The organism is Streptomyces sp. LS1784 (genome assembly GCF_020103755.1).
Lineage (GTDB): Bacteria > Actinomycetota > Actinomycetes > Streptomycetales > Streptomycetaceae > Kitasatospora.
The window spans coordinates 24,405-39,139 of sequence record NZ_JAHSQD010000017.1; the positions used below are offsets into that span (position 1 = coordinate 24,405).

The following is a 14,735-nucleotide window of genomic DNA, read 5'->3' on the forward strand; positions in this document are numbered from 1 at the left end:
CGTGATCGTGTTCGGGTCTGTGCAGGATAGGTCATACCCGGGCGGGCGGCCTGAGGCCGTAGACACGGACGGCGTTGTCGTGGAACAGCGTGTCCTTCTCGGACGGGCTCAGTTGGTCGGTGAGGCGGTCGGCGAGGTCGACGACCTCGCGGTAGCTGGCCTGGAGCGTGCAGACCGGCCAGTCCGAGCCGAAGAGCAGGCGGTGCGGTCCGAAGGCCTCCAGCGCGGTGTCGGCGTACGGGGCGATGTTCTCCGCCCGCCAGGTGCCGGGGGCGGCCTCGGCGACCATGCCGGAGAGCTTGCACACGGTGTTGGGCAAGGCGGCCAGGCAGCGCAGGTCGGCCGCCCACTGGTCGATCACGCCGGTGGCGATGGGCGGCTTGCCGAGGTGGTCGAGGACGAAGGTCAGCCCGGTGAGGCCGGCTGCGGCGGTGACGGAGGCAGGAAGCTGGTGCGGCTTGACCACCAGGTCGTAGACCAATCCCGCCTCGGCGACGGCCAGCAGGCCGCGCCGGACGTCCTGGCGCAGCAGCCAGTTCGCGTCGGGCTCCTCCTGGACCTGGTGGCGGATGCCCACCAGCCGTTCCCCACCGGGCAGTTCACGCAGCGCGGCGATCCGGTCGACGACGTCGCGCGCCGTCAGGTCGGTCCAGCCGACGACCCCGGTCACCAGGTCGCTGCCCGCCGCGAGGGCCAGCAGCTCCGGGGTCTCCTCGGGAACGCAGACGGTCTGTACGGCGACGGTGCCCACGACGCCGGCCGCGCGGGCCTCGGTTGTGAGGTCGGCGGCGGAGAAGGAGCGGGCGAGCGGGGCGAGGGCCTCGCCGGTGATCCACGGCTGCGGACGCACGGCGAGGTCCCAGACGTGGTGGTGGGCGTCGATGATCGGCCGGGTGGTCACAGGCGCCACACCACCGGGAGCCCGGCGGCGGCGCCGTCCTCGGAGTAGTCGTGGACGACGTCGAGGAGTTCGGCCATCCGTGCCTGCCAGGCGATGTTCACCGGGAGGTGTTCGAGTTCGGCGAGCAGCCGGGCGTAGTCCTCGCACTCCAGGAGGTGGAACAGCTCGCAGCCGCTGCGCCAGATCGTCCAGGAGGAGACACCCGCTGCGCGGATGGCGGCCGTCAGCTCGTCCGGCACGGCACGGTGGGCGGCCTCGTACTCCTCGATCCGGTCCTCGCGGACGCGGGTGTGCAGGGCGATCCTCATGGGTGCTGCTCCGGGTGGGTGGGGTCGGCAGAGGCGTCGACGATGACGACGTCGAGGGTGCGGGGGCCGTGGACGCCTTCGACCCGGTTGAGTTCGATGTCGCTGGTGGCGGACGGGCCGGAGATGAAGGTGAGCGGCCGGGTGGGGTCGAGGCGGGTGAGGGCGTCGGGGACGTCGTCGGCGATCTGCTCGGCGCGGACGATGCACAGGTGGTAGTCGGGGACGAGGGTGAGGGCGCGGCGGCCCTGGCCGGGGCCGGCGTCGAGGACGATGGTCCCGGTGACGGCGATGCCGGCGGCGGCGAGGGTGATCACCCCGTCCAGCGCGTCGAGTTGGGGGACGTCCAGCGGTTCGGGGTGCCACTCCCAGTCGCCGGGCGGCAGCAGCTCGACGGGAAAGCCGCCGGGCAGGGCCAGCTGCCGTACGCCCCGCGCGGTGAGGGCGGCGGCAATGGCAGCGGGCAGTCCGGCCCGGTCGGTGCGGGTGACGGTGGCCCGGTAGTCGGCGACCCGTTCGGCGAACAGGGCGACGCAGTCGCCGCCCGGTTCGACGTGGCTGCGGCGGTAGTTCCTCGGAACGGGTACGTCCTCGGGGGTTTCACCGCGCGGGACGTCGGTGAGGGCGGCGCGGATGCGGCCGAGGATGGCCTCGCGGCTGCTCATCGCTCCTTCTCCTCCTTGTTCTCGCGCCACCAGCTGCGGAAGGACTGGGCGGGCGGCGCGGGGGTGTCGCGGGTGTCGGACCAGCCGTGCAGCGGTCCGGGCAGCCGTCCGATCCGCCCCTTCCGGGCGAGGGCCCGGCCGCCCAGCGCGGCCGCCTTCTGGGCGGCGGCGAGCAGCCGCGGGGAGTCGAGGACGGTGGCAGCCGCCTTCATCGCCGCCGCCTCGGCGGTGGGCAGGCGCTTGGCGGATCGCTTCGCCTCGACGGCCTCGGCCCGCAGGTGGGCGAGGACCTCCGGGATGTTGATCTTCACGGGGCAGGCGTCGTAACAGGCCCCGCAGAGGGTGGAGGCGAACGGCAGGCTCGCGGCGTTCTCCACGCCCACCAGCTGCGGGGTCAGCACCGCGCCGATCGGCCCGGGATAGACCGAGCCGTACGCGTGGCCGCCGGTGCGCTCGAAGACCGGGCAGACGTTGAGGCAGGCCGAGCAGCGGATGCAGGCGAGGGCCTGGCGGCCGACGGTGTCGGCGAGGGTGTCGGTGCGGCCGTTGTCGAGCAGGACGAGGTGGAACGTCTGCGGCCCGTCGCCCTCCGTCGTCCCCGCCCAGGTGGAGGTGTACGGATTCATCCGCTCGCCGGTGGAGGAGCGCGGCAGCAGCTGCAGGAACACCTCCAGGTCCGTCCAGGTGGGGACGACCTTCTCGATGCCCATCACGGTGATCAGGGTCTCGGGCAGGGTGAGGCACATCCGGCCGTTGCCCTCGGATTCGACCACGACGACCGTACCGGTGTCCGCAACCGCGAAGTTGGCGCCGGAGACGGCGACCTTGGCGGTGAGGAACTTCTCCCGCAGGTGGCGGCGTGCCGCCTCGGCGAGTTCCGCCGGCTCGTCACTCAGGCCCTCGGGGGCGGGCTGGCCCCACTCCCCCATCCGGGCGGCGAAGATGTCGCGGATCTCGGTGCGGTTCCGGTGGATCGCGGGGACGAGGATGTGGGAGGGCCGGTCGTCGCCCAACTGGACGATCAGCTCGGCGAGATCGGTCTCGTAGGCGGTGATCCCGGCCTCGGCGAGGTGCTCGTTGAGGCCGATCTCCTGGGTCGCCATGGACTTGACCTTCACCACCTCCCGCTCCCCGGTGGCCCGGACCAGCTCGGTGACGATCCGGTTCGCCTCGGCCGCGTCCGAGGCCCAGTGGACGGTGCCGCCCGCCGCCGTGACGGACTGCTCCAACTGCACCAGGTAGCGGTCGAGATGGCGCGCGGTGCGCTTCTTGATCGCCGCGCCCGCTGCGCGCAGCGCCTCCCAGTCGTCCAGCTCCGAGGCGACGGCGAGGCGCTTGTCGCGGATGGTGCCGGTGGCCCGCTTCAGGTTGGCGCGCAGCTGGGTGTCCTTCAACGCCTCGCGGGCGGCCTCGGGGAAGGACGGGGAGCCAAGCCAGACGACGCCTCTGTTCTCGTTCATCGGGGCCCTCCGTCGGTGGCGGCGAGGATCTCGGCCAGGTGCATGGTCCGAACTGGGCTTCCCTGGCGGGAGAGACCGCCGCCGATGTGCAGCAGGCAGGAGTTGTCGGCGGCGCACAGCACCTCGGCACCGCTGTCCAGAACTCCCTGCGCCTTGTCGGCGAGCATCGCGCCGGAGGTCTCGGCGTTCTTGACGGCGAAGGTGCCGCCGAAGCCGCAGCAGGAGTCGGCCGCGGGGAGGTCGACCAGGTCGAGGTCCTTGACGGCGCGCAGCAGTCGCAGCGGCCGGTCGCCGAGCCGCAGGCCGCGCAGGGAGTGGCAGGTGGGGTGATAGGCGACCTTGTGCGGGAAGCGGGCGCCGACATCGGTGACGCCGAGGACGTCGGTGAGGAACTCGGTGAACTCGTGAACCCTGGGCGCCATTTCGGCGACCGCGACCTGGAGTCGTGGGGTGCCGTGCTGCTCGGCCAGTACGGCGTGGTTCTCGCGGATCATGCCGGCGCAGGACGCGGACGGGGTGATGACGGCGTCGTAGTCGGCGAAGGTGCGGACGAAGCGTTCCACCAGGGGGACGGCCTCCGGCCGATAACCGGTGTTGAACTGCATCTGCCCGCAGCAGGTCTGCTCCTGCGGGAACTCGACCGTATGGCCGAGACGCTCCAGAACGGTCACCACGGCCCGGCCGGTGCCGGGGAACATGATGTCGTTGAAGCAGGTGATGAACAGGGCAATCCGCATCTACTCCTCATCTCCGGGGGTCGGGGCCTCGGCGGGCAGCAGCCCGCGCTCCTTGAGCTCCGCCCACAACCCGTCCGGGACGGGATGGTTGAGCATCGCGGCGGCGTCCCGTACCTCGGCGGCGCTGCGGGTGCCGACCAGCACGGACGCGACGGCCGGGTGGCCGAACGGGAAGCGCAGTGCGGCAGCGCGCAACGGGACGCCGTGCCGTTCGCAGACGGACTTCAACCGCAGGGCCCGGTCGAGGAGTTCGGCGGGCGCTGCGGCGTAGTCGAAGGTGGCGCCGGGTTTCGGGTCGGCGAGCAGGCCGGAGTTGAACACCCCGCCGACCACCAGGCCGACGCCGTGTTCGGCGGCCAGCGGCAGCAGTTCGGTCAGGCCGCGCTGGTCGAGGAGGCTGTAGCGGCCGGCCAGCAGGACGGCGTCGATGTCGGTCTCCCGGACGAAGCGGGCCGGCAGTTCGGCCTGGTTCATGCCGATGCCGATCGCGCCGATCACGCCCTCGGCGCGCAGGCGTTCCAGCTCCGGGTAGGCCTCGGTGAGGGCCTGTTCGGCGTGGTCGTCCGGGTCATGGAGGTAGGCGATGTCGATCCGGTCGAGGCCGAGCCGGTTCAGGCTCTCCTCGATCGACCGGCGCACGCCCTCGGCGGTGAAGTCCCAGCGCCGGCGATGCGTCGCGGGGACGGCGAAGCCGTTGGCGAGGTCGTCGCCGTCGGGAGTGACCGGTTCGAGGATGCGACCGACCTTGGTGGACAGCACGTACTCGTCCCGGGGCCTGGCGCGCAGTGCCTCGCCGAGCCGCCGCTCGGACAGTCCGAGCCCGTAGTGCGGGGCGGTGTCGAAGTAGCGGACACCGGCCTCCCAGGCGGCACCTACGGACTGCGCCGCCTGCTCGTCGCTCACCCCCGTGAACAGGTTGCCGATCGCCGCCGCACCGAAGGCGAGTTCGCTCACCAGTACCGTGCTGCGCCCGAGCGGGTTGTGCCGCAGGTTCATGCCGCCGGCTCCGGGCGCAGCCGCAGGCCGGCCATGCCGCCGTCCACCGCCAGCGCCGTCCCGGTGGTGGAGCCGGCGGCCGGAGAGGCGAGGTAGGCGACGGCGGCCGCCACCTCCTGCGCGCTGACCAGCCGGCCGGTGGGCTGCCGGCCGTTGAGGGCGGCGCGCTCGGCCGCCGGGTCGGCGGCGGCGTCCAGCAGGCGGCCGACCCACGGGGTGTCGACCGTGCCGGGGTTGACGCAGTTGACCCGGATGCCCTCGCGGACGTGGTCGGCGGCCATGGCCAGGGTCAGCGAGAGCACCGCGCCCTTGCTGGCCGAGTACAGCGCCCGCTGCGGCAGTCCGGCGGTGGCGGCGATGGAGCAGGTGTTGACGACCGAGGCGTGGGCCGACCGACGAAGGTACGGCAGGGCCGCCCGGGTGATGCGGACGATGCCGAGCACGTTCACGTCCAGGACGCGGTGCCACTGATCGTCGGGGTTGTCCTCGACCGTCCCGGCGGCGCCGATGCCGGCGTTGTTGACCAGGATGTCGATGCCGCCGAGCGCCTCGGCCGCGCCCTCGACGGCCGTACGGACGGAGGCGTCGTCGCTGACGTCGGCGGTGAATCCGCGCAGTGGGGCGGGGGCGCCGCTCGGGTCGAGGTCGAGGACGGCGACGTCCGCGCCGCGCTCGGCGAGCAGCTGGGCGGTGGCCAGGCCGATGCCGGAGGCGCCGCCGGTGACCAGGGCGGTCAGGCCGATCAGGTCGGTGGTCATGCGCGCTCCTCGGTCTTGGTGGTGGCCAGGTCGGCGGCCCAGAACGCGCCGTCGGGGTAACGGTAGGTGTCGATGGTGGCCTGGTGCATGGCGGCCGAGAAACCGGGCGTGGTGGGTGCCAGGTAGTGGCCGTCGCCGATGCGGACCGGGTCGAGGAAGTGCTGGTGCAGGTGGTCGACGAACTCGATGACCCGGTCTTCCACCGTGCCGCTGAGCGCGACATAGTCGAACATCGACAGGTGCTGGACCAGCTCGCACAGGCCCACGCCGCCCGCGTGCGGGCAGACCGGTACGCCGAACTTGGCGGCGAGCAGCAGGATGGCCAGGTTCTCGTTGACGCCGGCCACGCGGGCGGAGTCCAGCTGGAGGAAGTCGATCGCCTCAGCCTGGAGTAGCTGCTTGAAGACGATCCGGTTCTGCACGTGTTCGCCGGTGGCGACCTTGACGGGGTGGACGCCGCCGCGGATGGCGGCGTGGCCGAGGATGTCGTCCGGGCTGGTCGGCTCCTCGATCCAGTACGGGTCGAACTCCGCGAGCGCCTTCGTCCACTCGATCGCCTCGGCGACGTCCCAGCGCTGGTTGGCGTCGATCGCGATCCGGATGTCCGGTCCGACGGCTTCGCGGGCGGTGCGGCAGCGGCGGACATCGTCCTGGAGGTCGGCGCCGACCTTGAGCTTGATCTGGGTGAAGCCGTCCGCCACCGCCTCCTTCGCGAGGCGGGTGAGCTTCTCGTCCGAGTAGCCCAGCCAGCCGGGCGAGGTGGTGTAGGCCGGGTACCCGCGGCGCAGCAGCTCGGCGGCCCGGTCGGCGGCGCCTTCCTTGCCCTTGCGCAGCAGCTCCAGGGCCTCGCCGGGGGTGAGCGCGTCGCTGATGTAGCGGAAGTCGACCTGGGAGACCAGCCATTCGGGGTCGGCGTCGGCGAGCAGCTGCCACAGCGGCTTGCCCTCGCGCTTGGCCGCGAGGTCCCAGACGGCGTTGACGACGGCGCCGATGGCCATGTGCATCACGCCCTTTTCCGGGCCGAGCCAGCGCAGCTGGCTGTCGCCGATCAGGTCGCGGTACAGCGAGCCCGGGTCCGCGCACAGCTCGACGACCGGCCGCCCGACGACGTGCTCGCGCAGCGCGTCGATGGCCGCGACCTGGACGTCGTTGCCGCGTCCGATGGTGAAGGTGAAGCCGTGGCCCTCGTGGCCGCCCGCCGAGGTGCGCAGCACCACGTACGCGGCGGAGTAGTCCGGGTCCGGGTTCATCGCATCCGACCCGTCCAGCTCGCGCGAGGTGGGGAAGCGGATGTCGTAGGTGTCGACGGCGGTGATCCGCGCCGTGGTGGTGGACAACTCGATGCCTCTCAGGCGTTGATGAAGGTCTGCCGCTGGGTGCCGAGGCCGTCGATGGACAGCTCGACGGTGTCGCCCTCGCGCAGGTACGGATTGCCGGGCAGACCGAGGGCCACGCCGGCCGGGGTGCCGGTGTTGATGACGTCGCCGGGGCGCAGCACCATGTACTGGCTGAGGTACCAGACCACGTACGCAACGTCGAAGATCATGTTCTTGGTGTCACCGTCCTGCCGCGCCTCGCCGTTGACGGCCAGCCGCAGGCCCAGCGCCTGGACGTCCCCGACCTCGTCGGGCGTCACCAGCCAGGGGCCCAGCGGGTTGAAGGTCTCGCAGGACTTGCCGAGGTCCCACTGCGCGGAGTACTCCAGCTGGAACTCCCGCTCCGAGACGTCGTTGCTGACCGCGTAGCCCGCGATGTGCGCGCCCGCCTCGGCCGGGCTCGCCAGGTACCGGGCCTCGCGCCCGATCACCACCGCGAGCTCGACCTCCCAGTCGGTCTTCACCGACCCGCGCGGGATCAGCACCCGGTCGTACGGGCCGACCACGGTGGACGGGTCCTTCATGAACACCACCGGCCGCTCGGGGACGGCCGCGCCGGTCTCCTCCGCGTGGTCACGGTAGTTGAGCCCGACGCACACCACCTTCCCCGGCCGCGCGACCGGAGCACCGACCCGACGCCCCTCGGTCTCCACCACGGGCAACGCCCCGCCCGCGAGCGCCTCCCGCACCCGCTCGACCCCGCCCGAGGCCAGGAACGCCCCGTCGATCTCCTCGGCCACTCCCGACAGCCCGTGGGTCCGGCCGTCCTCGCCGAGCACCACGGGGATCTCCGCCCCGGGCTCGCCGATCCGCATCAGCTTCATGTCCACCTCCGGTCGATGAGCGCCGACTCGGCCATCAACGAGAACAGACATCGGATGACTCGGCGCGCCCATGACCATACGGCCCGGCATCTACAAGCACAAGAAGACGTCCAACGTTGGGCGACACCTTGACTTGCCACAAACAGGGCTTGCATCGGTTTGCCTGCAGGCCTGAAGCCGATCTAGGCTTCATGGAAGCCAGTCATCCGATGTTTACCCTGTCAGAGGATGTGCTGGGCCACTGGCAGGTGTCGGCGGCCACCCGGGCTGAGGGTCCCTACCGGGCCGCCGACACCGAGCCGGCTCCGCCAACAGCAGGACCCCGCCCACTGCCGCTGCCGACGGCATCGGCGGGCTCCACCGTCCGGGGCCTACCCGGGTGATGCCGGGCGCGGGCTACACGACGCGCGACTCCATGGCGCGCATGCGGAACGGGCAGCGCTCCGACAGGCCGGTCATGCCACGGCCCGGCGGACGCCGCCGACGGCTGCGCCGGGGTCCCGCAGATGGCCTGTCCGGACCGGGCGAGTGCCCGACGTCGTCGTGCCGCCTCGCCGGCCACCCGTCCGCACCTGCTCGCCCAGTCCTCCTGAAGGTCGGTCCGCCGACCGGTGGCAACCGGGTGTCCGTCCGATCGAAAGGGTCTCCATGGCTCATCAGCTGTTGCTCGCAGCCCAGCGCCAGTCGCTGGTCCTGGAGGCGACTCGCCGGGCCGGCGCGGTCCGCGTCGCCGAACTGGTCGAGCAGTTCGGTGTGTCGAACATGACCATCCGCCGCGACCTGGACGCGCTGGCACGCCAAGGCGCCGTGCAGAAGGTCCGCGGCGGAGCGATGGCGGCCGCGACCGCGAGCACGGACAGGTCCGGAGTCAGGGCCGAGGCCGAGGCCGAGTCCGCTCGCCCCGCGGGCCCAGAAGCAGCGCTGGCGCGCGCGGCAGCGAAGCTCGTGGCACCGGGCAGTGTGGTGGCCCTCTCCGGCGGCAGCGCGATGCACGCGGTGGCCTCCCGGCTCCTGGAGATCCCGCGGCTGACGATCGTGACCAATTCCCTGCCGATCGCGGACCTGGTGCGGGCAGCCGGCAGCAACGGAGGAACGGCAGCTCCGCAGCTGCTTCTGACGGGAGGCACGCTCAACCGCTCGGCAACTCTGGTGGGGGTCCTGGCCGAACAGACGATCCGCTCCCTCCACGTGGACCTGCTGATCCTGGGCGCGCACGGCGTCTGCGAGGAGGCCGGCCTCACCGCGCCCGACCTCGCGGAGGCACAGACCAACCGGCTCCTGATCGCCTCCGCGCGCCGCACGGTCGTGGTCGCGGACCACAGCAAGTGGGGGATCGTCGGGCTGAGCAGCTTCGCAGCCCTGAACGAAGTCGACTGCTTGGTCACCGACGAAGCGCTCCCGCTGACGGCCCGCAAGGTGCTCGCGAATTCCGTCCGAGAGCTCGTGCTCGTCCCGACCTCCGGCCACGGCGACGTCTCCATGCCGGAAGACCCGGAGGCGGCTTCGCCCCGTCCCGGCAGGACGATCGCCCACCACTCGATCTCGCGCGACGTACCGTCGGGAGCGGCAGCGTAATGCGGACCGCCGCTGCCCTGGAAATCAACCGTATGGGCCCAGCTTCAGTACCGGCCGGCAGTAGCTCACTTCCAGCCCGGTCCGGGCCGGGAACCTGATGGAATCAATTCCGATCACGCCGTCGCGAGAGCCACCCTCATGGCCGACTTCGCCCAATTCACGCTGCACGGCTTCGGCGAAATCCCAGGATGTGGTCGAGAATTCGAAGACCCCGGCGTTCGGTAGATTCGCCAGTCGAAACCGCACCCTGACATGCGGCCGCGGCCCGCTACCAGCCCTGGCCCTCAGACGACGCGCATCCCAGGAAGCCGGACAACCGCACCTTGCGCCCCGATCGGTCGAATCCAGAACGGATCGGCCATCGCAGAGATGAACGGTCCTCCCGGCCACTCGATGCATCAGCCTCATGGAAATCGGACCCCTCCCGTCAAGAGAAATACAGAGCTCGCTCGAAATTATTACGTCGACGCCAGAAGTGGACACTGACGGTTTCAGGGAACCGCGCAAGGTGTCACAGACATTCGCGGCAAATACCTGGTCGTGGATGGTGAGCACCCACGACGGAGTTGAATCAGAGGGACCATTTTTGGGCTGCGACAGGCGGAGATGCCCGGCAAAGCCCGACGGGCACGAGGAAGTGGCCGACGCCGCTTGATCCGAACGGGCACCACCCGGCCAGGCAGCAGACAGATACGAGCACGCAGACATGGTGGTTCTCCATCCTTGGACGCGGAGAAGTCACCCTCCGGGCAACCGCCGATTAGGCCCTGCCGGAGTCATGGGGTAGAGATACCCCGCCGATGTCGGCCAGTCGACGTCGCCCTAGCTCCAACGGATGCGCAGCTCCTTCAGCCCGTTCTGGAAGTTGGAGACCAGCCGCTTCGGCGGCGCGTCCGAGGCAAGCTCCAGACCGGGAAGCTCGGCGACGACCCGGCGGATCAGGGCCGACATCTGGATCCTGGCGAGTCTCGCCCCCACACAGAAGTGCGGCCCGAACCCGAAGCTGACGTGGTCGTTCGGCGCACGGGTGACATCTAGGCGATCCGGGTCGGAAAAGACCGACTCGTCCCGGTTCGCGGAAGCGTGGTAGACGACCACCTTGTCGCCCCGGCGGATCCTCTCGCCGGCCAGCACCACGTCCCGGGTCGCGGTTCGCCGGAACTGCAGAACCGGCGGCCAGAACCGAAGCAACTCCTCCACCGCCGAACTGATCAGGTCAGGCTGCACGGACAATCGGCGGTACTGGTCGGCGTGAGTGAGCAAGGAATACAGGCCGCCGGGCAGGCCGTTACGCAGGGTCTCATTTCCGGCGACTCCGAACAGAAAGAACATCGTCTCGAAATCGGCGGCCCTCAGTCCGGCTTCGAGCATGCGGGCGACGATGCTGCCCGGCGGTGGCTGTTCGGCGAGCGCGTGGGCGTACCCGAACATGTCGGCGAGAGCGGCGCGGGAACGCGGGTTGATCGGGCGACCGTCGGGGGCGGTGTGGGCCGTGGGGCGGTGGCTGAGCGCGGCACGTCCCATCTCGGTGAGCCGGGACGGGTCGGCGGTACTGGACCGGGCGTAGTCCGGATCCTGGTAGCCGATCACACGGTTCGACCAGTCGACCAGCAGTTGCCGGTCCTGCTCCGGCACGCCCAGGATCAGGGCCAGCGTCCACACGGGCAGGTCGGCGGCCACCGGCACGAAGTCGGCCTCGCCCGACGGTCTCATCCCGGCGACGAGTTCGGCCGCGCGCTGCTCGATGGCGGTGGTCAGCTCGTGCAGCGCCCGCGGGGTGAAGGCGGCGGCGACGGCCCGGCGCAGCCGGGAATGGTCGGGTGGGTCCTGGTTGAGCATCATCGCCCTTGCGAACTCCAGGTCCGCCGACGTGTCCGGGTCCCGGATCTGGGTCGCGCCGAGGTGCGAGGAGAAGTCCTCCGGACTGCGCAGCACGCGCTTCACATCCGCGTGCCGCAACACCGCCCAGTAGCCGGGCCCGGCCGGCCACTCCCCCACCGCCGGTTCCTCCACCCAGCACACCGGCGCCTCCGCCCGCAGCTCGCGGAACAGGTCGTACGGCACACCCTCGGCGTACGTCCCGGGGAGGAAGATCCGATTGGCCCGCGCCTGATCGAAGCCCATACCGGCCGACCGTACGCCACCGCCCGACGGCTCGCCAGGGCGGCGGCCCTACTCCTTGGCCTCTTGAGCGCTCGGAGCACCGCCCATGGGTTCCTTGATGATACGGATCAGCCTTGACGCTTCGGCAAGTCCGTGCTTACGGGCCAGCAACAGGTACGCGACGAGGAAGAACCCCGAGATCGTGCCTCCCACGACGCCCAGGATCGGCGCACCCAGCGATTCCGCGAGATACCCGAGAGTGATGACCAGCAGGGCCGACTTCACGCAGGCCCGGGCCAGGTAGCGCCCGGCCATCCGGTCAGGATCGACGGACGCCACCTCGGGAAGCCTCTCCTCGCCAAGGAGGGTCGTGAACCGGCCGGACGTCAGGTTGCCCAAGATCTCCGCAATGTCGGAGCCGAGCCTTCGCGCTGCCGTCTTGTGGTCCGTGGCCAGGTCCGCGGCTGTCTCTTCAAGTGCTTGCATGACCCGCTCGGCATGGGCCTTCACCTCGTCCCGAAGTCCGGCCGCACTCCCGTACGCGATGCTCACCGTTGTCCCCAGCTCGTGGAAGAGCGGCCGCAAGTCGGTGGTCTTGTCCGCAAGGGCGGCTGCCTCGGTGTACCGGCGCTGCTCTTCCGTGGCCACGGCGGCGCTCGCCGCCAGCAGGACGAGTAGCGGCTGCACCAGGCCGTAACAGGGAGCGGTGCAGTCTCCGGCCCTGGCACTGAGAAGCCACATCACCGGTAGGGACGCCGACACCAGCAGAATGGGCTTCAGGGCCGTACCGACGGCATGCAGTACCCGGCTCGACGACGGGTGGGCCATGCTCGAATACAGGCTGAAGCCGAGGACGGCGAGAGCAGCCCCAACAACGAGCAGTCCGATCAACCTGCCTCGGAGGGTACGGGAGTCGTAGGCAAGGGCCCGCCGGATCTTGTCGGCGTCGAAGGGGACGCCAAGTTCGGCAGCCGCCTTCTCGGCCGGCTCAAGGCGCTTCTCGATCTTGCGATGATGAAGCCGCAGGAGCGGGTGCCGCCAGGACGGCATGATGGTGCTGCTCATTTGCTCCCCTCAGGTCACAGCGAGAAGGAGCGTACGCCGCTTGGCCTCGACCGGGGGACGAATCGGTCAGACTGCCCCAGGATGCGAGGCTCGTCGAGGTTCATCCGGTCGCCTGCGCCTGCGCGGCGACCACGAACGGGCCGACGAAACCGGCCTCGTTCTCCATCGCGACCGCATCCACGAGTGAGTAAGCAGCCCGAGAACCTGGTGAACGCGCCTCTGGGCTGGATGCGGACGGCAAACCCCTTGGCGTGACCCCGGGACAGCCAAACAAACTGTCCGTATCGGCTGTTCGGACCCTTTCCTACGGGGCAAGTAACCGGGGCGCAGAGCGGTGTGCCTCTACCACTCGGCGACGATCTGCACGGCGGTCGAGTCGTAGGCCGAGGCAAGCGCCCACGAGTACAGGTGGTAGCGGCTTCTCGGCTCGTCCGCCGGGTGGTGGGAACGCAGGGCACATACCAGCACGCCGGACTGCATCACTGGCCAAGAGGGGGGCTGTTTCCCGTAGGCGAGGCCGTAGTAGGGGTTCTTGGCGACGAGGCCGACCGCCCACAGCCGGCCGCCGCTTCGCTCAGTCACGAACCCGATAGCTTCCAGCTCCGGCCGGTCTTGGGACGACCCATGAGTTACAGCACTTGCCGCCAGCGGCCGGTAGAAGCCGCGAAGCGGCACCTCGAACTGCTCTACGAGGTGGCGCAGCGGCCCTTGGTCAACTGGCACTCCTTCGAGTTGGAAGGAGAGCACCGCTTCCTCTGCTCGGCGCGCCTCGTCGCAGTCCATGCCTGTGGTGATCGTGTACCAGCCGCCGTCGATCTTGTCGAACAGCGTGATGATCTCGGAGGAGTCTCTGCTGCCGGAGGACAGGCGGTCCCGCCACTGGGGCAGGGCGGCGGCGAAGGTCCGTGCTCCGACGCCGTGCCAGACTTGGCCAGCCTTCTGAATCGTCCAGTAGGCGTGCCTGCTGAGCCACCCGTGCTCATTGAGTTTTCGGAGGGCTTCGAGGAGCTCGTTCTCACTTCGGGCGCCGAGCGAGACGTCAAGCGTGACCCCGTAGCCCCACGAGAAGCGCCCGTCGACGTTGGGCAGGTCCAAGGTGAAGACGTCGGGCGAGTGGTTACCGGCGGCGGTGACTGCGGTAAGCGGCCGGCCCGCCAAGTCGACAATCTGCCGCGTGGAGTCCGGGAGGACATAGTCGATGTCGGTCGAGGAGCGGTGCCAGTGCTGGCCGTCGGCTCCAACATGTACGCGGCCCGCCATTTCCAGCTGCATCCGTTTGAAGGAGAGCAGCCGGGAAAGTTCGTGCGGGTTGTTGAGGACGAGACGGATGTCGGTTTCGTCGAGGACGACAACAAGGGCCTCCTCGCGGTATCGCACGATGCGTGCCGCGCACGGGCTGGTGACTCCGGCGACGGTGATCAGTACGCCTACGGCCTGCCTGCCAACCTCCTTCACCCGCACGCGGAGGTTGTCAGCCACGTCCACGTCCGACGGGCTGTTCGTCCACTTCGACTCGATGAGGTAGGTACCGTCCCGGGAGGAGGCCATCAGGTCGATCTGCCGGTCGGCCGTGGCGGGGTCGTGCTCGACCCGGAAGTGGGCACGTCTCAGAACCTGCACGAGCAGCTTCTCCAGCTCGGTGCCTCTGGCCCACGGGTTCGAGTCAACCTTCAACTGGTCGAACTGCTCTTCCAGGTCGTCCCACTGGCCCGGCGGCAGCAGCTTCCGTAGGTCGGCGTCCAACGCGGCCTCGGACGGAGGTGTATCCGGTCGAGGGGTGTCCGCCATGGGCTTTAGTCTCCTGTTGTGCGCACGATGCCGGCAGCTGCCGGAGGCAGCGATGCTAGGGCCTGTGTGATGTCGTGATCAATATTGCGGTTTCGTGCTTGCTCGAAAGCGGGATCCGGTAGGACGTTGCGTGTGACACGTAGGCAACTCACCGACGAGCAGTGGACGTTCATCGAGCCGTA

The 14,735-nt window shown here is 70.0% G+C and carries 13 protein-coding genes; 1 reads left to right on the forward strand and 12 read right to left on the reverse strand.

Translation table 11 applies throughout. The features are described 5' to 3' along the window. Positions 1-31 precede the first annotated feature (31 nt). Genes KS423_RS04455 through KS423_RS04495 form a run of 9 tightly spaced genes read right to left on the reverse strand, consistent with a single transcriptional unit; the run spans position 32 to position 8,022 of the window. Positions 32-901: an amidohydrolase gene (locus tag KS423_RS04455; protein ID WP_224275047.1), complete on the reverse strand. Its 870-nt coding sequence runs from the start codon at positions 899-901 to the stop codon at positions 32-34. Beyond that, complete coding sequence (locus KS423_RS04460) at positions 898-1,209, reverse strand: L-rhamnose mutarotase (protein WP_224275049.1); 312 nt, start codon at positions 1,207-1,209, stop codon at positions 898-900. Before KS423_RS04460 ends, KS423_RS04455 begins: the two co-directional genes overlap by 4 nt. Continuing rightward, entirely contained in the window at positions 1,206-1,871 is a 666-nt protein-coding gene (locus KS423_RS04465) for an LUD domain-containing protein (protein ID WP_224275051.1), read from the reverse strand. The genes KS423_RS04460 and KS423_RS04465 overlap by 4 nt, the downstream gene beginning before the upstream one ends. Beyond that, positions 1,868-3,331: a LutB/LldF family L-lactate oxidation iron-sulfur protein gene (locus KS423_RS04470; RefSeq protein WP_224275052.1), complete on the reverse strand. Its 1,464-nt coding sequence runs from the start codon at positions 3,329-3,331 to the stop codon at positions 1,868-1,870. The genes KS423_RS04465 and KS423_RS04470 overlap by 4 nt, the downstream gene beginning before the upstream one ends. After that, positions 3,328-4,068 (reverse strand): (Fe-S)-binding protein, encoded by a 741-nt coding sequence (locus KS423_RS04475; protein ID WP_224275054.1) that lies wholly within the window; start codon positions 4,066-4,068, stop codon positions 3,328-3,330. Before KS423_RS04475 ends, KS423_RS04470 begins: the two co-directional genes overlap by 4 nt. Further along, positions 4,069-5,064 carry an aldo/keto reductase gene (locus KS423_RS04480; RefSeq protein WP_224275055.1) on the reverse strand — a complete coding sequence of 332 codons (996 nt, stop codon included), beginning with the start codon at positions 5,062-5,064 and terminating at the stop codon, positions 4,069-4,071. Beyond that, positions 5,061-5,822: an SDR family NAD(P)-dependent oxidoreductase gene (locus KS423_RS04485; protein ID WP_224275057.1), complete on the reverse strand. Its 762-nt coding sequence runs from the start codon at positions 5,820-5,822 to the stop codon at positions 5,061-5,063. Before KS423_RS04485 ends, KS423_RS04480 begins: the two co-directional genes overlap by 4 nt. Further along, positions 5,819-7,159 (reverse strand): L-fuconate dehydratase, encoded by a 1,341-nt coding sequence (locus KS423_RS04490; RefSeq protein ID WP_224275059.1) that lies wholly within the window; start codon positions 7,157-7,159, stop codon positions 5,819-5,821. The genes KS423_RS04485 and KS423_RS04490 overlap by 4 nt, the downstream gene beginning before the upstream one ends. Positions 7,160-7,170: 11 nt before the next feature. Then, on the reverse strand, positions 7,171-8,022 hold the full coding sequence (locus tag KS423_RS04495) for a fumarylacetoacetate hydrolase family protein (protein WP_224275060.1): 852 nt from the start codon (positions 8,020-8,022) through the stop codon (positions 7,171-7,173). 648 nt (positions 8,023-8,670) lie between these two features. On the opposite strand from KS423_RS04495, the gene KS423_RS04500 reads away from it, so the two are divergent. Then, on the forward strand, positions 8,671-9,597 hold the full coding sequence (locus KS423_RS04500) for a DeoR/GlpR family DNA-binding transcription regulator (RefSeq protein ID WP_224275062.1): 927 nt from the start codon (positions 8,671-8,673) through the stop codon (positions 9,595-9,597). 822 nt (positions 9,598-10,419) lie between these two features. On the opposite strand, the gene KS423_RS04505 is transcribed toward KS423_RS04500, so the two are convergent. From KS423_RS04505 to KS423_RS04515, 3 genes are all read right to left on the reverse strand, one after another. Beyond that, entirely contained in the window at positions 10,420-11,721 is a 1,302-nt protein-coding gene (locus KS423_RS04505; RefSeq protein ID WP_224275064.1) for a cytochrome P450, read from the reverse strand. Between the two features lie 48 nt (positions 11,722-11,769). After that, positions 11,770-12,765 carry a hypothetical protein gene (locus KS423_RS04510; protein ID WP_224275071.1) on the reverse strand — a complete coding sequence of 332 codons (996 nt, stop codon included), beginning with the start codon at positions 12,763-12,765 and terminating at the stop codon, positions 11,770-11,772. A gap of 342 nt (positions 12,766-13,107) precedes the next feature. Further along, positions 13,108-14,553 carry a restriction endonuclease gene (locus tag KS423_RS04515; protein WP_224275073.1) on the reverse strand — a complete coding sequence of 482 codons (1,446 nt, stop codon included), beginning with the start codon at positions 14,551-14,553 and terminating at the stop codon, positions 13,108-13,110. Positions 14,554-14,735: the final 182 nt, after the last annotated feature.

Coding starts and splice junctions, on each gene's coding strand:
- KS423_RS04460 (WP_224275049.1), bottom strand. CDS start 1,209: ATGAGGATCGCCCTGCACACCCGCGTCCGCGAGGACCGGATCGAGGAG.
- KS423_RS04500 (WP_224275062.1), top strand. CDS start 8,671: ATGGCTCATCAGCTGTTGCTCGCAGCCCAGCGCCAGTCGCTGGTCCTG.
- KS423_RS04480 (WP_224275055.1), bottom strand. CDS start 5,064: ATGAACCTGCGGCACAACCCGCTCGGGCGCAGCACGGTACTGGTGAGC.
- KS423_RS04470 (WP_224275052.1), bottom strand. CDS start 3,331: ATGAACGAGAACAGAGGCGTCGTCTGGCTTGGCTCCCCGTCCTTCCCC.
- KS423_RS04495 (WP_224275060.1), bottom strand. CDS start 8,022: ATGAAGCTGATGCGGATCGGCGAGCCCGGGGCGGAGATCCCCGTGGTG.
- KS423_RS04510 (WP_224275071.1), bottom strand. CDS start 12,765: ATGAGCAGCACCATCATGCCGTCCTGGCGGCACCCGCTCCTGCGGCTT.
- KS423_RS04485 (WP_224275057.1), bottom strand. CDS start 5,822: ATGACCACCGACCTGATCGGCCTGACCGCCCTGGTCACCGGCGGCGCC.
- KS423_RS04465 (WP_224275051.1), bottom strand. CDS start 1,871: ATGAGCAGCCGCGAGGCCATCCTCGGCCGCATCCGCGCCGCCCTCACC.
- KS423_RS04475 (WP_224275054.1), bottom strand. CDS start 4,068: ATGCGGATTGCCCTGTTCATCACCTGCTTCAACGACATCATGTTCCCC.
- KS423_RS04515 (WP_224275073.1), bottom strand. CDS start 14,553: ATGGCGGACACCCCTCGACCGGATACACCTCCGTCCGAGGCCGCGTTG.
- KS423_RS04505 (WP_224275064.1), bottom strand. CDS start 11,721: ATGGGCTTCGATCAGGCGCGGGCCAATCGGATCTTCCTCCCCGGGACG.